The 17,198-nt window shown below is 26.6% G+C and carries 4 protein-coding genes; 2 read left to right on the forward strand and 2 right to left on the reverse strand.

Translation table 11 applies throughout. The features are described from left to right. Positions 1-1,511: 1,511 nt before the first annotated feature. Both sucB and sucA read right to left on the reverse strand, forming a co-directional pair. Complete coding sequence (gene sucB, locus GFV14_RS02685) at positions 1,512-2,720, reverse strand: dihydrolipoyllysine-residue succinyltransferase (protein ID WP_457914133.1); 1,209 nt, start codon at positions 2,718-2,720, stop codon at positions 1,512-1,514. A 15-nt stretch (positions 2,721-2,735) separates the two neighbouring features. After that, complete coding sequence (gene sucA, locus GFV14_RS02690; protein WP_457914134.1) at positions 2,736-5,543, reverse strand: 2-oxoglutarate dehydrogenase E1 component; 2,808 nt, start codon at positions 5,541-5,543, stop codon at positions 2,736-2,738. A gap of 3,752 nt (positions 5,544-9,295) precedes the next feature. Here sucA and ptsH point away from each other — a divergent pair. Together ptsH and ptsI are read left to right on the forward strand one after the other, a co-directional pair. Continuing rightward, positions 9,296-9,553, forward strand: coding sequence for a phosphocarrier protein Hpr (gene ptsH, locus GFV14_RS02695; protein WP_457914135.1), 258 nt, complete (start codon positions 9,296-9,298; stop codon positions 9,551-9,553). A gap of 140 nt (positions 9,554-9,693) precedes the next feature. Next, complete coding sequence (gene ptsI / locus GFV14_RS02700; protein ID WP_457914137.1) at positions 9,694-11,415, forward strand: phosphoenolpyruvate-protein phosphotransferase PtsI; 1,722 nt, start codon at positions 9,694-9,696, stop codon at positions 11,413-11,415. Positions 11,416-17,198: the final 5,783 nt, after the last annotated feature.

The following is a 17,198-nucleotide window of genomic DNA, read 5'->3' on the forward strand; positions in this document are numbered from 1 at the left end:
AAATATATTCATTTGAACTATTAATATCAGCTAGTATCAAAATACGTTTAAATAATAGCAATGATTCATTTTAATACTTGTATTAAGAAATTTTAAAATCATATTTTATAACAAACACAAGAATATAAATCACAGAAGAAATTGAAATTATTATCTTACTATTTCACAGAAAGAATGAAGTGCACTAGCAGTAGTAGATAAATAGATTTTTTCTCTTAGTACTCAACCTCAAGATTTTTATACTGTACATTCTTGCTTGTTCTGAATGAACAGTACATTGAGAAATAGTAAATAAAATTTTAGTAAATTAATATAATTTTTGATTAATTAAAATCCATTATGATTTAACCTTCTACACATATCAGTAACTAATCTCTTTTACATTAATGTCTTGTATATGCCTTAATAATGTCTTGTATAATTAAATTTTAGTCAAAAATCTCACTAGAAATAGTAATAAAAAAAGTATTTTTCACATTTTTATCAAAAAGATAACTTTAAAGTCTAAAATTATAGATCTTATTATTGTACTACCATTTGTATGCAAAAAATTTGCATAGCATAATACTATATAATGAAATTATATTCATTTCCCAAAAAAAAGATCTGTACCGTTTATTATATACATAATATTTTCATAAAAAGAAACGGAGCGCAGTTTTTATTATCTTGTTTGAGATTCATGTACATTTTTTATTATATCACGCATATTTAATATTTCTAATTAATAATAAAAACCTTTTTATTAAAATCTAATTGATATATAAATAAATTTAACTACTAATAACTTAATTGAAACTAATTTAAAGTGATCTATCTAAGAAAATAGTTAAAAGCTATACATGTATAAAATGAACTCATTTTTATCACTAACACTGTATTCAAGTACTTACTTATGTCCTTAAAAAACAAGGAGCTCATTAATAAATAAAGAATGAATTTATAAATTAGTTCTAGCGTTTTAATAACGTGCTTAATTGTAATATCATATTCTATTTAATCATAAATATTATACTAATAGTACTACCATGAATTAGTCAACATAGACATTTTAACAAAAAAACCAATCGCATAGTTAACATATAACATAATGAATAAGTGAATTGTTTTATTCATTTAATTAATTGCTAAAATTATATTTTAAATATTCTTAGAACCTGTACTCATGTTATTAACATTACTAGTCATTGTAATTTTACCTCATTGTACCTCCTTTTAGAATATCTACTAACATTCATCTAATTAGTTACTAATATATAATTCATAACCATTTTAGATTCTAGATTCATTTTTCTAATATTAAATAGGCATAACCTATTATCATGGCCAGACTATAACATTCAAAAACAGCATGATGTGATACTCCCATAAATTAATCAACGCTATGTTCATCATTGAGTATGTAGAGTCTTGATTTACTTCTTAAAAGTATCACTAATCTAAAAATTAATAAAACCAATTAAATCAGTTTTTTAAGACTAAACACATTTTTCACCTATTTTCTGATATAGTTATATTTTTAACAATAACCGAGTTGGATCTTCTAGTAATTCTTTAATAACAATTAAGAACTTAATTGAATCACTACCATCGATCAAGCGATGGTCATAAGATAATGCAAGATACATCATTGGAAGAATTTCAACCTTATTATTAACCGCCATAGGACGATCTTGAATAACATGCATGCCTAAGATTGCACTCTGTGGTGGGTTAATAATAGGCGTAGACATCAGAGAACCAAATACGCCACCATTAGTAATAGTAAAGTTACCACCACTTAAATCTTCAATAGTTAATTGATTCGCTTGTCCTTTAAGAGTAAATTCTTTAATTTTTTTTTCAATGTCACCCATGTTACTTATATCAACATCACGTAATACTGGTGTTACTAAACCACGACTTGTTGAAATAGCTATGCTAATATCGAAGTAATTATGATAAACAATATCAGAACCATCAATTGATGCATTCACTTCTGGATAACGTTTTAATGCTTCAACGGCAGCTTTAACGTAAAAAGACATAAAACCTAAACGTACATCATGTTGTTTTTCAAAAATTTCATTGTATTTTTTACGAAAATCCTTAATAGGTTGCATGTTAACTTCATTAAAAGTTGTTAACGTTGCCATGCTATTTTGAGCTTTTAATAAACGTTCAGAAATACATTGACGTAATCGTGTCATTGGTATATGTTTTTTACTGCGATGATCCGTGGAAGATTTTAGTTCTGCATCTGATTGAACTGACGATTCTCTGTTGTTTTCTACTAAGTATTTTGCAGTATATTGACTAGTTAATCTACTATTCACTACAGCCTCTCTAATATCTACTGAATTCAGGTCATCTTCAGACACTGAGCAACAAGTATCTGGTGTTAGTATATTGTTATTTTTTTCTTCTAAGCTTTCAGCTTGGTAGTATTCAAGTGTTTTTACCTCTACAGATTGAATTACTTCTGGAATACTCGTACTATCATATACATAAATACGACCTAGTAATTGTTTAGATATTACTATTGCGCCTTCATCCTCTATAATAGTTTCCAAGACACCTTGTTCACGTGCATAGACTTCTAAAATTACTTTGTCAGTTTCAATTTCAACCAGTACTTCATCATGCTTAACATTATCACCTGGTTTTTTATGCCATCTAGCAACTGTAGCATTAGCAACAGATTCAGGCAGATCTGGAACAATAATTTCTAGATCACTCATCTTATATCCTTGAATTTATTTAATATTTAAAGCATTATTAAGCAAAGACCATTGCTGTTCCTGGTGAACTGAAGTATACCCAACAGCTGGAGATGAAGAAGCATTACGACCTATATAAAGTAAAATTCCCTTTTCTGGAAGAGCTGTACGGAAATTATGTTGGCTATAAGACCAAGCACCATAGTTTACAGGTTCCTCCTGACACCAAATGAACTCTTTCACATGTGCATATTGTGATAATATTTCTTGAAGATCTTCATGCGGGAATGGATACAGTTGCTCAATACGCACAATAGCCACATTGATTTGTTTATTCTTACGACGCTGATTTAACAGATCATAGTAGACTTTACCTGAACACATAATAACGCGCTTTAAGTTTTTTGAATCAATGGCATCTATTTCACCAATCACTACTTGGAATTTTCCATTTACCAATTCTTCTAAACTAGAGACTGCTAATGGATGACGAAGTAAAGATTTAGGTGATATCACAATTAAAGGACGACGCATAACACGCAAAAACTGACGACGAAGCATATGGTAAACTTGAGCCGGTGTAGAAGGTATACATACTTGTATATTTTTGTTTGCACAAAGCTGTAAGTATCGCTCTAAACGTGCAGATGAATGTTCTGGGCCCTGTCCTTCATAACCATGAGGTAACAACATAACTAAACCACACATTAAACCCCATTTTTGCTCACCTGAACTAATAAACTGGTCAATAACTACTTGCGCACAATTAGCAAAATCACCAAATTGCGCTTCCCAAATAGTTAGAGTATTATGCTCTGTCATTGCATAACCATATTCAAATGCTAGTATTGCATTTTCAGTTAGCACAGAATCCCAAACATTAAAAATGCCTTGTCTGTTATGAATATTTTTCAATGGCACATAAACTGAACCATTTATCTGATTATGAATAACAGCATGACGATGAAAAAAAGTACCACGACTCACATCTTCACCAGAAAGACGTACTGACACCCCCTCATTCACTAATGTTGCATAAGCCAACATTTCTGCCGCACCCCAATCAAATAATTTTTTGCATTTCGCCATATCTGTGCGGTCTGAGTAAATTTTTTTTACGCGAGCATGAGCAATAAATGCATCAGGAATTGTACTAATTTTTATGGCTAGTTTTTGTAAACGTTTAAAATTATATGTAGACTTATACTCCTCATTCCAGTCATGATTGAAGTGAGTGTTGCATTCATTGGAATATAAACCAATTTCACGACACTCCTCAACTATACAGTCTCCTGTATTTAATTTATTACGGTACAAATTAACCATTGAAGTGGCTTGCGCTACTGTAAGAACGCCATCTGAAATTAAGCGATCTGCATAGATTTTACGTGCAGTTGGATGTTTGTAAATTTTTTGGTACATCATTGGCTGAGTTACATGTGGCTCATCAGCTTCGTTATGACCATGACGACGATAACACACAAGATCAATCATAACATCACGTTTAAATTTATTACGAAAATCCAAAGCTATACGAGTAATAAATACAACTGCTTCTGGGTCATCAGCATTAACATGAAAGATGGGAGCTTGAATTATCTTCATAATATCTGTACAATATTCTGTTGAGCGAATATCTTGTAAATTAGAAGTAGTAAAACCAATTTGGTTATTGATAACGATACGTACTGTACCACCAACTTCATAACCACGTACCTGAGACATGTTAAGTGTCTCCTGCACTACACCTTGACCTATTATTGCTGCATCACCATGAATCGTAATTGGCAGAATCGTATCAGTGCAAAACTGATCAAGACGGTCACGACGAGCACGGACCGATCCCATAACTACTGGGTTGATAATTTCAAGGTGAGATGGATTAAAAACTAATGATAAGTGCACACATGAATCTTTAGTTTTAAAGTCTGCAGAAAAACCTTGATGATATTTTACATCTCCTGAACTTGTGTGTTGTTTATTCTGACCTCTAAACTCAGAAAATAACTCAGTTGGTTTTTTACCTAATATATTAATTAATACGTTCAGACGGCCTCGATGAGCCATACCCATAACAATTGCAGATATATTTTTTTTTCCTGCATAATGAATTAAATCTTTTAACATGGGAATTAATGAATCACTTCCTTCTAATGAGAAACGTTTAACACCTGGAAATTTAACATCTAAATAACGTTCCAATCCTTCCGCTGCTGTTAATGCAACTAAAAAACGACGTTTTTCTTCTTTAGAGAACTTTTTAACAAAATTTGAAGATTCAAGACGATTCTGGATCCAACGTTTTTCATCAGTATTTGTAATGTGCATATATTCTGCACCAATAGAACTGCAATAAACACGTTTTAATTCATTATACAAATCATTAAGTGTCATGGTTGCATTGTTTATAGAAAAAGAACCCACGTTAAATGTATTATTAAAATCTTCTTTTGTTAAATTATAGAATCCTGGATCTAAATCAGGAAGAGCTTTATGTGTCGATAAGCCTAATGGATCAAGATTTGCGTTTTGATAACCACGTAAACGGAACGCATTAATTAACTGAAAGACTTGCACTTGTTTTACGTGAATACTGGAGTTAACAACAGAGGTATTATCACGAGTGAAATTTTTAGTTAAGAAAAAAATATGTTCACATGCTTTCGAATGAAATTTCTTAGTTTTAATATCTGCTTCAGATAATGCTTGGAAAATAGATTGCCAGTCAGTATCCACAGAAGTAGGATCAATTAAATAATTTTTATAAAGCTGTTCTATATAAATCTGGTTTTCACCCGATAAATAGCTCAAATATAGCCAATCTTTTATTACACTATTCTGCATTATGATCCCTTAAGTCATTAAGGTTAAATTTTCCTTATAATTAATTATCATACTTAAATATACTTAATATAGTTTTCTGAAAGCGATTTATATATGTCATCACTTTAAGTTTATTGTTATTATTTTATAATATTTCTGAGGAAATTTTAAAAACTAACTGTAGTTTTTTTAAAGAATTGATTAAGTTACTAGCACATTTCAGTTTAATGCATAATTACAATTTTTACTGAAGAATTATCTTTTTTAAATTTTTTAACAAAAGATTATTTTTGTACTATAAAATAGTAATTTTATTCACTCATGTTGTAAGAAAATTCAGTACATAAAATTAACATCTTTCTCTAGATGATAACATTTAACACATGAACACTAACACCACTTATCTTTTTTCAAGAGCAAAAACCGATAAAATAATCACTTAAACAATCTCATTAAAAATTGTGTTATATATTCTTTACTATTAATAATCCATTTTGACATTACTAAGAGATTCACTAAACTAATATATTTAGCTAAATTTTACTAAAAATATCAAATCACTTAAAACATTCATAAAATACATTCATATAATTTCTTACTTTTTAAATTTTTCTCCTGACTGTAATATTCACATAAGTATATTTCTATAATCATTCATAATGCTATAAAAAATATTTGATATTAAATATCAATTAAATAATGTTAATAATCAACAAACAAATTACTGATAAATTTAATAATAAATAAATAACTTCTTATTCTAGTACGGCGTCAAACTCTTACAAAACTTTTGCAAATTTAATCATTGCTTCACATACCTACTCAGAATTTTAAATAACCTACAGTAGTAACTATTAACAAAGCTAATATTTTAAAAAGCAATTCTTATTGCTAAACAATTAAAAGCTTAAACACCCTTTGAAAATCAATGTGTATGAAATGTCTTATGCAATACTATATATTTTAAAAATTAGTTACCACTGTCATATTTCTCCAGAATATTTTTGAGAAAAGTACCACACATATATTACTATGTTACACTTGAGAAAGAAAACGATAAAAAAGAGCTAGATTTTTACTAACTCGTATTAAAACATATCCTTAGTAAGAAATGTATCAGTTATGGATCGTAATCCAGCAATACTTCTATGATCCTTAATTTTAAAAACATTCAAAAATACAGGCACATGTTGTGAAAATAACTATGATATTAATTAAAATATTTAATATTAATAAATGAATTTCAACTGTTCAGTTTTATTTTTGTTCGTAATATTTCCTGTCAGTGCTGAAATGTCATATGATCTAGTGTGACTATTATTTAATAAACTCTTTTTTTTGATTTTGAAAATACTTTATTTTATATTATGATCTTTCACACCACATATCTATTTAGTCAAAAATTTCTTTATATAACATCACAAAATCAGTATTGAAATTTTAAGAATAAATAATATGTTTTTCTTTAACTAAATCTTAATACTTATATTAATAGATTTAACTATGTTTTTAACATTTTACCTTTCTAAAGTTGGAGTGCAAATATTCAGCACTCTTTCTTCAAAAAAAAATACTCAGGAGTCAGTTGAGACTAAAAAATACTTTTAATTAGATTCAGGAGTATACAATATATATAACTAAATACACATTAATTTTTAAGAATATCTACATTATGTATTTTCTAAAAAAATAAAAACTGATCTATGAAAAAATTTGTTCGTTAATAGCTTGTTCTAGTTTTTTTTGATTATTTTGATAAAAGAAATGAAAATATTAAATAATTTTTAGCATCTTTCATAAATAAATAATTTTATTTATCTTTTATTATCATTAATTCATGATTATTATATCATTTCTTATTCGCATTATAATATTTTCTATTCTTCAGTTATAATGCAGAAACGTACACTATTTATATTTATGATTATATTAGATTCATGTAATCATTTTAGTTTTATAAATAAAAATCCTGAAAGTAAAAATACTTTTTTTGGTATTGATTGATTTTAAATATTATAAATAATTATGTTGTAAAATTTTAAACATTATAAAAACGACTGTAGTAATTAATATGTTTTTATTCACATACATATTTATTTAAATGCTGATAATTAAATAATTATAACACTAAACTTTAGTATTATTATTTAATTTATATTATTAACAAGTTTTTACAAAGTTTCATTTCTTAAGTATTAAGTATTTTAAAAATGTTTATCAATATTATTGAAGTTAAATTTAATCATAGTTGTAAACTATATCATTTTATTTTAAGCAAAATATTTTAAAATAATTAATCAAAAAAATTTTTATAAACAATTTACTAAAATTAAGATACAATGATTAAAAATACTTTTAATAAAAAACTGATTTACAATCTTTGCAAACATAATTATTCTATATCTTTTGTGAAAATAATGAAATCTACACTCAGAAAGTGCAGGAGAAAAATTTTAATAAATTTATTTCTTATTAAGGTGCATGCCCCTTTTAAACGCAATATAAATAAAGTTTTCTAAATAAGACGACGCATGATCCTTAGCACTTAAAGAGTATAGAATAAAATTCTAATAATTACAGATTCTATAACAGATCAACAGTATGCTTTAATAATGTTTATCCTATACAAAAGTTACTAGCATGTATAAAAATCATTTTTAGAAAATGACGTTAATATTACTAAAAGATATTTTTAAAAAAATATACAATTTCTAGGGAAATGATTTAGATTATAAAAAATAATTTTTATGTTTATGTCTTTACGTTTATATTCCAAAAAATATTTATCACCCATTATATATTAAATCAATTAAAAATCAGCTAATATAAAAGATGAATAACATTAAAATATTTAAATTCACGTTTTTAATTAATCTTTTATAATACATTCGTTAAACAAAAATAAATAATTATAGAAACTTTTAAAATAAAATATTCTTATCATTTTATTTAACCTCAAGAAATAATCTTAATCCTTTACCCCTCCTAATGAAAATATCAAACTCTACTCGTATAAAATGTAAAAAGTGCTGGTTTAAATTTTAAATAACTTAAATGCATCGTAAATCTAGTAAGATTGTTAAAATAAATAATTACCATACAATACAAATAGCAAGTTTCTTAATCAGAAGAAAATATTTTACACATTTTTTCTAGAGTCACTATTATCATTTCACATGTAAATCATGAACCTAATCTAAATATAACATTATCATTCTAAACTTAACTTAATCAAGTAAGCACTAGCTATCAACCATTTTCTTTCTCGCACATATAAAAAATACTTTAAAAGTATTAGAAATTAATTAAAAAAAACAAACACTTATTTAATAATTTTGTAGTATAGATCAAGCTTTAATACGGATAAAAAATGATTTATAATTAAAAATTTAATATTTAACATGCTGATCGTTTCAAACTAAAAATTAACTTAATTTATAGTGCCGCTTTCACTTCTCGTAAGATGAATTTATTAAAAATCAAGTATAATTTAAACTGATAAATATTATCAATATGATAATATATTAAAAAAATAGAATATACTTCAATATTTAATAACTTAACATATACAAAATAATTGCAGTTTCATATAGACATTAACCGAAAGTTTTCCTATAAACAAATAAGGAGAATATAAATAGCTATGTGACAAAAGCAGCTAGATTTAATTTAATGGTTACTAGAAATCTAAATAAAAGATACGTAAACCTAGACTATTTAATTTAAAATAGACTAAGTTATTATAAAAAACTAAAGTTATTGAGGAAATTCATATGTTCCAGCAAGAAGTCACAATCACAGCACCAAATGGCTTACACATTCGTCCAGCCGCTCAATTTGTGAAAGAAGCAAAGACATTCACTTCTAATATTAGTTTGATTTCTGGTGGTAAATCTGCGAGCGCAAAAAGCCTATTTAAGTTACAAACTTTAGGCTTAACTCAAGGTGCTATTGTAACAATCTATGCCGAAGGTGAAGATGAAAAACAAGCAGTTGAACATTTAGTTCAACTTATCAGTAATTTGGAATAGTTTTACAAAAAATAATAAATATTCCTAACTCTATTTTACATCCCAAGCATAATGATTCAGGGATAATAATTTAGCCACTAATCAAATTTTGCTTTTATTTTAAATATCAGAACACCTATCCGCAGTATTAAGGTAATAACATGATTACAGGAATTTTAGTATCCCCCGGTTTTGCTTTTGGTCAAGCTTTAATCTTTAAAGAAGATCCTATTATTGTTAGCAAAAAAATAATTACTGATGACCAGATAGAAAAAGAAATTCAACATTTTATCAATGGGCGACAGAGCGCAACTAAACAACTGAGCCTTATTAAAGAAACAGCCGAAAAAAATCTTGGCCTAGAAAAAGCTAAAATCTTTGAAGGGCATATTATGTTACTAGAAGATGAAGAGCTTGAACAAGAAATTATTTCCCTCATCAAAAATGATAAAAAAACAGCAGATGCTGCAGTGTATTACGTTATTGAAAACCACGCTCAAGCTCTTGAATCACTAGATGATGAATATTTAAAAGAACGTGCATCCGACATTCGTGATATCGGTAAACGCTTATTAAAAAATATTCTCAAAATTCCAATTATTGATCTAAGTGCTATTGATAAAAAAGTTATATTAGTTGCCGAAGATCTTACACCATCTGAAACTGCACAATTAAATCTCGATAAAGTTTTAGGTTTTATTACAGATTTAGGGGGTCGTACATCACATACCTCAATTATGGCACGTTCACTTGAACTTCCGGCGATTGTTGGTACATCTAATGCAACCAGTAAAATTAAAAATGGTGATTACATTATTCTAGATGGGATAAAAAATTATATCTATCTAAATCCTAGTAAAAATGAAATAGACAACTTAAAAAAATCTGATGAAGAATATCAAAAAGAAAAAAATGCACTTACTAAGCTGAAAGATTTACCGGCTACTACACTTGATGGGCACCAAGTTAAAGTGTGTGCAAACATTAGTACCGTACGTGATATCTTAGGAGCCAAACGCAATGGTGCTGAAGGAATTGGCTTATACCGTACTGAATTTCTGTTTATGGATAGGGATTCTCTACCTACTGAAGAAGAGCAATTTGAAGCTTATAAATCTGTTGCAAAAGCAATGAATAACCAAACTATAATTGTACGTACCATAGATATTGGCGGTGATAAAAATTTACCATATATGAATTTACCAAAAGAAGAAAATCCCTTCTTAGGGTGGCGCGCTATTCGTATTTGTCTTGATCGCACAGAAATTCTGCATTCTCAATTAAGAGCTATTTTAAGAAGTTCAAGTTTTGGTAAATTGCGTATTATGTTCCCGATGATTATTTCCGTCGAAGAAGTTCGTAAACTACAAGAAGAACTCAAAATGCTAAAAGAGCAATTATATAAAGAAGGTGAATCCTTCGATCAATCTATAGAAGTTGGTGTTATGATAGAGACACCTTCTGCGGCAGTAATTGCGAATCATCTAGCAAAAGAAGTTGATTTTTTTAGTATTGGGACAAACGATCTTACTCAATATACATTAGCTGTTGACAGAGGAAATGAACTAATTTCACACCTCTACAATCCAATGTCACCCGCAGTCCTGAAGCTTATTAAACAAGTTATTGATGCATCACATGCAGAAGGTAAATGGACTGGAATGTGTGGTGAATTAGCAAGTGACGAACGTGCAACTCTATTGTTAGTTGGTATGGGTTTAGACGAATTTAGTATGAGCTCAATTTCTATTCCACGTATTAAAAAATTAATTCGTAATACAAATTTTATAGATACTCAAGCGTTAGCTAAAGAAGCGCTTGCTCAATCTACTTCATATGAATTAATGAAACTTGTTGATACTTTTCTCCAAGAAAAAACATGATACTAAAAACAACATATTAGTTTGGTTACATTTTCAAGGTTTAGGAAAAAATTGATGAACTTATTAAATAAATTTAAATGTCTAGTTTTAAATGATAAAAACAACAGTAATTTTATTAAAATTATTGCACATTTATCAAGAAACATTATCAGTATTGAAAATATTCCTGAGATTATTCACAAGGAGAGAGCTTTGTAGAAACATTGCTATTCATTTTTCTGGTAATAAAAACGTCGCTCCAATAGATAGAAATATTAGTAAAATTTTAAAAACTCATTATGCATGTTCTATACATCTATAATAATAGTGAGCTTTTATTCATTTCGGTATTAATACTATAGAATTTAAATGACAAAGTTTAAAGATATAATTCAAGAAGCTCAATCAGTTAAAAAAGTAATTTTGTTATTGAGTTGAACTTACCCTTTTTTTTAGAAAAAATCAGTTTTAACCCCTGTTGTTATTTCTGATATAGATAAAATTAAAGAACTTATTATACTGACTGATATAGCAATTGTTAGTGAAACAGTTATAATTCGAGTTAAGAAATACTAGTTACTTTTTAATAGAAATATAAAACCATCAGACGCAATTAAGGGATCCCTGATGGTTTTATTATTTTCAATTAAATGTTACTGATTTCTCTCTACAGAGAAATAGAAATTTTTTACAAACAACAACATTGAGATTATATTTATTAATTCTTCATACTTCTGAAAGTTACTATACAAATTTAGAGAAAAAAATATTATTTAATTCATAAGTATTATTATCACGTCTTACATTTCTTGTTTTTTTATATTCAACATAATATTTATGCGTTTTTAATTAAGAATCTCTAATTAATACCCTAGAGATAAAGATTAAATACCTAAGATATAGTTTTGCTACAAATTTACATAAATTATTTTTACTTTTTAAAAAAATATGTTTAATAACGACTAAGATTTATAATAATACCTATTATTAAAATAGTAAAAATTAAATGAATTATAAAATATTTAGTACATTCCATAATTGCAAATCTAGTTATTATAAAATTGTCTCATCACTTATCAAAATCATTAAATTAATCGAAGATTTTTCCGTATGTATCTATTTTACAGCACTCTCTAAAAGTTTCTATTTTAATAACGAGTAACTTACTGATCGCATTCACTAAACAACATGTACTTATGTAACACGTTACCCTCTTGAAGTATACTTTTAGGACTCGGGAATTTTAAGTAATAATTATATTAACCACGAACATTATCGCCAATGTAATTTTTTACCGCTCAGACTTTCAATCAGCATCAAGCTAGATTTAATCGTCAGAAATGAATATATGATGCATAATTATGAAACTTTACGCAGAGTATAATATTTGTAACTAAGGAATATTACAAGGTATTATAAAATCTAATATTATACATATATTTCATACAATAAAATATATTAAACGAATAGTGATTATTTCTTCAACAAACATCACATCACAATTAGCAATAATACTTACTAATACTAATAAAACAACTAAACAATATTAACCATCAGATACAACACTGTCTATTTATTTTAGAACAAATCCTGCAGATTAACATAATTACATTATTGCATTAAATTTCCGCTATCAATCACCCTTTAAATTATTTGTAGACTCTTTGATAAAACAACTAAAACTGCTAAATATCTGCTCATTTTAAAATAATAAACATTTATTTTTCAATTACAATAAACGAGGAAATCTGTATAATATACACATATCAAAACACACTAATTATATTTTAAATATCTTAACTTTATGAATATTATTAAGATACAATATTCAATAGAGAAAATTTCATAAACGCTTTACATAGTAAAAAATATGACTTAATACTCAAACTATTTTATAACTGATACAATCTAATTTTATTATTGCGCTATCGACATAATTTTAATAATCACTAATGATAGATTTTTCTTATAATATTACATAACTAAAAAATAATCTTATCATAAATTAATCAAATGTAATCATGTATTAAAGCAATGGTTTTCAACTTAAAAAAAGAAGGAAGATTAAAATACTAAATATGAACACAACCTTTAGTGAATTAACTTAATTTTAGTACATCTATATTTTCATACAATATGACACATCCTAAAAATATCTTTAATAAAACAATTAAGAAAATTATCTACCTCATTCTCTCTGCTAATGGTAATTGAAATCCTCTATACACATACATGATACTATTGAACACAAATGCAAGACTACTGTAATAAAAAGTACACAGCTATTATTGATATACAATCAACGTAAAAATATTCCTATGATTATTAAGGGTATATACAAATTCAAAAAATTCTTAAGGTATTGAAACTGCTTAAGTTGATCCTTAAAAACTAAGCTGACCAGAAACTTTTATAGCCACTATAACCGAAAATTTCTAAACATACCGTTTAAACTCTATTATTAAGTCAAAATACTAAAAGATAAAAGACTTACAGTCATTCAAGTAAAATTAACAAAATATAAATACAGAGCTACATCCTACATTAGGTTATATTATAAAGAAATAACTATCATTCAGTGATCGCATAGCTTCTCTTACTTAGATAAGACTATGATGCCAATTTTAGAGAAATGAATTAAAATATTCTAGAGTCAGTCTAATAAATTATTTAGTAATTTTATGCAAAAGATCAACCCCATTAATGCACAGTCAATACAAAAGCAACTATTTTAATAATGTCTACAGCTACTTCACATTGAATAATATTTTTTAGAACACTCAACCTATGTCTAACAATCTAAAATTAGAAATTACATTAAATATATAAAGTTCATAGAATTTTAATATAACAAGAATTTAACTAAATATATAAAAATATCTAAAATCTTTTACATGTATAATAATCATTTATAACAATTTTAATATATTAAAGTAACTTTTCCGAGTACTCTATAAGATATACAGTCACTTTTTACTAATGAGATGATTTACTGTTACTAAAATTTTCCTTATCTAAATCTTAGACGTCAATCATAATTGTATAATTTAATATCAAAAATCTTTTTATTTATATTGTAAGACTGTTAATAAACTCTATCTTTATATTTTATAGCATCTATAATCACTAAATTCATATTACATTCTTAAGACAGTTGATTCACACTTCACTAACTATATTATAAAAAGTAATATACACTTAATCTATCTTAGATTCTTAACACGTCATATGTCTTATTAATAAACTATTTTTAAAATATACAGAAAAGAATAAAACACATTATACATGTGTATCTTTTTTAGGCATGTACATCTTTAACTGCTCAACAATATAGTTTAATTAATTAAAACATTATTAAAGTTATGCCGCTACTGTAGGATTGTTTCATGATAAAAATATATAATATAAGAACATTTAAAAAAGATTTTTATACTCTGTAGATTACAAGTAATTATTTTATATAAAAATATTCTCAGTAAAATCAGACAGAGAATCAATAAGATAAGAAATCAATAGACGGAAAGAGATAAAATTTATTCAGGATTTAATCAGCACAATAGAAATGAACTCACATCAGCGTTGTATCACAAATAATAACTGGTATAATAAATAAATTAATGTTTAACAGAATTATGAACAAGTAAAATACTACTAAATTAAATATTTTACATATTTTTCTGAAAATACCTCATACATTTTTATTTAAATCTACAAGATCATTGTCAAAAAATAATCACGATATTGTATCGACATTATCTAAGAACTAAATACAAACTAGAGTATACATACAATAGATTAACTAATTTCCAGTATCAAAAACAGTATGAATATAACAACGGGGGTGAAGGAAGTAATATTGAATTTTGATAAATTTTGTTTCAGTATACAACTAACATCTTTGAGACAATCCGATACATTGCCATCATATCTAGAGATGTAGAAGTAAAAATAAAATTAAATTCAAGTGGTTTCAGATAGTCAATTATTGATAAGAGTGGCAATAGTATTCACTGCTATACTAAAAAGAGGTAAGTATTACAATAATTGAAATAACAGTGCGTAACCAGATAAAATGACTCAGCTATTGTAACCAATAAAAATGCAGCTAATAATTTAATCAGTTTCACCTTTTATTTTTCTAGACAACCAAACAATACTTATAATTAAGATTTCAGTGAGCTAAAAAAATCATATAACAAAAACGCTTAATAGCTATACGCGTTACAAGGATAATTTTTTAAAATATCGTAAAAAAACCAGAGCAGTTTTTACAAGAAAAAGACTTAATCATATTCTGCATGTTCTCTTTTTCGGTTAACTATGTTGATAGTCTACTTTATAAATAAGAACGATAGTAAATCTGTTAATCTTCACTTAAAAAAAAATCAAAATACAAGCGACAATATTTTTATAAGAAACATCATTAAAATATTGATGTTCAAATTATTTGGATAATATCATTAAGAAAATTCCTGCCTTAATGATATTATTAATTAACAAATAGAGATAGCGTGAGACAAGATTTTCGTCTAATATTATTACTTGTAGGTACAATCACTATAACAAGTTTATTACTGTATAGTTTGTATACTATCCGAAAAAACAATCAAGATTATTATATAATGAGCCCGTAAAATATCAAAACATAATGACCATAATAAATTATCTGATGATGATTTTAGATTATGCATAGAAAATAAAACGATAGCATCTCTTGTTTCTAAACCTGCTATATCTGAGTCTATTTATCAGACAAAGCAGCTTGTAGAGACTGTACGATCACTATTCATATGTTCTACTAGGTGCAATACAACTCAGTTTAAATATCATAGAATAATATTCTGAGTAGTTAAACTTAAGACAGCAGAACGTATTAATGAAACGTCTTATATTAGAATAAAATCAACAAATCTATTATACCATACATTACCAAGCGCTTAACGATATATCTTGATTATATACGAAACAACCCGAATCTATTTATAACATTCATGAAAACAAAAAATTATAAACAATACCCCACGCACAACAACAGACAGGCGTTAATATTAAATTTTAACCACTGAAAGTCAATACAAATTAACAACGAAAAAAGCATTTTAATGTTTCATATTTTTAGTTTTAGAGGAAACCACGACAAAGAATCAAGGTACTGTTGAAAATGCTCTTCAAGCGGAAATTTTAATTTGGTGCAATGTATCTTTGCCTTTGATGTGTACGTCATCAGGAATCGGACGAGTGCTCTCTAACCTCACTAATACGCTTACACTCGAATTATTTAACCTCAAGATAATATCTAAATTAAGATCTTCCAAGAATATCTATATTTATAAAAGTATTGTCTTATAATGATACAAGAAAATTTTATGTTAATGTTGAAAATAGTATAAAATATTACCTCTGATTTAGGAGACGTGATTCTTCACGATAAACATCAATTTCTGCACTTCAGAAGATCGCAGTCTATCCTACATGAGTTAGAATACACTCAATAAAATATCTAAAAACACAGCTTCTTATAACTAAAGATGATATGTATAATGTATTTTTTTATTAAATATTTTTATATAGTCATCAAAATAATTTATATTATATCATTAGTCTTTAACATAAATTCTTTGTAATTAGCATAAGTTTTTTGTAAAAAATGTAATTATGCTTTAAATATACCTCTATGTATTCTCAATGAAACAGGAAAATAATGATATCTACCACGTAGCTTTTCGTGGTATTTTTATTATGTCAATTATTTCAATCTTAGCTCAATAACGTCATATTATATCTTAATGTCTTACTAAATTAGT

It is taken from the genome of Candidatus Hartigia pinicola (assembly GCA_020541205.1).
Taxonomy (GTDB): Bacteria; Pseudomonadota; Gammaproteobacteria; order Enterobacterales; family Enterobacteriaceae; genus Hartigia; species Hartigia pinicola.

Bases quoted from the DNA above. Each gene is read 5' to 3' on its own strand.
- sucB (WP_457914133.1), bottom strand. From the start codon at position 2,720: ATGAGTGATCTAGAAATTATTGTTCCAGATCTGCCTGAATCTGTTGCT.
- sucA (WP_457914134.1), bottom strand. From the start codon at position 5,543: ATGCAGAATAGTGTAATAAAAGATTGGCTATATTTGAGCTATTTATCG.
- ptsH (WP_457914135.1), top strand. From the start codon at position 9,296: ATGTTCCAGCAAGAAGTCACAATCACAGCACCAAATGGCTTACACATT.
- ptsI (WP_457914137.1), top strand. From the start codon at position 9,694: ATGATTACAGGAATTTTAGTATCCCCCGGTTTTGCTTTTGGTCAAGCT.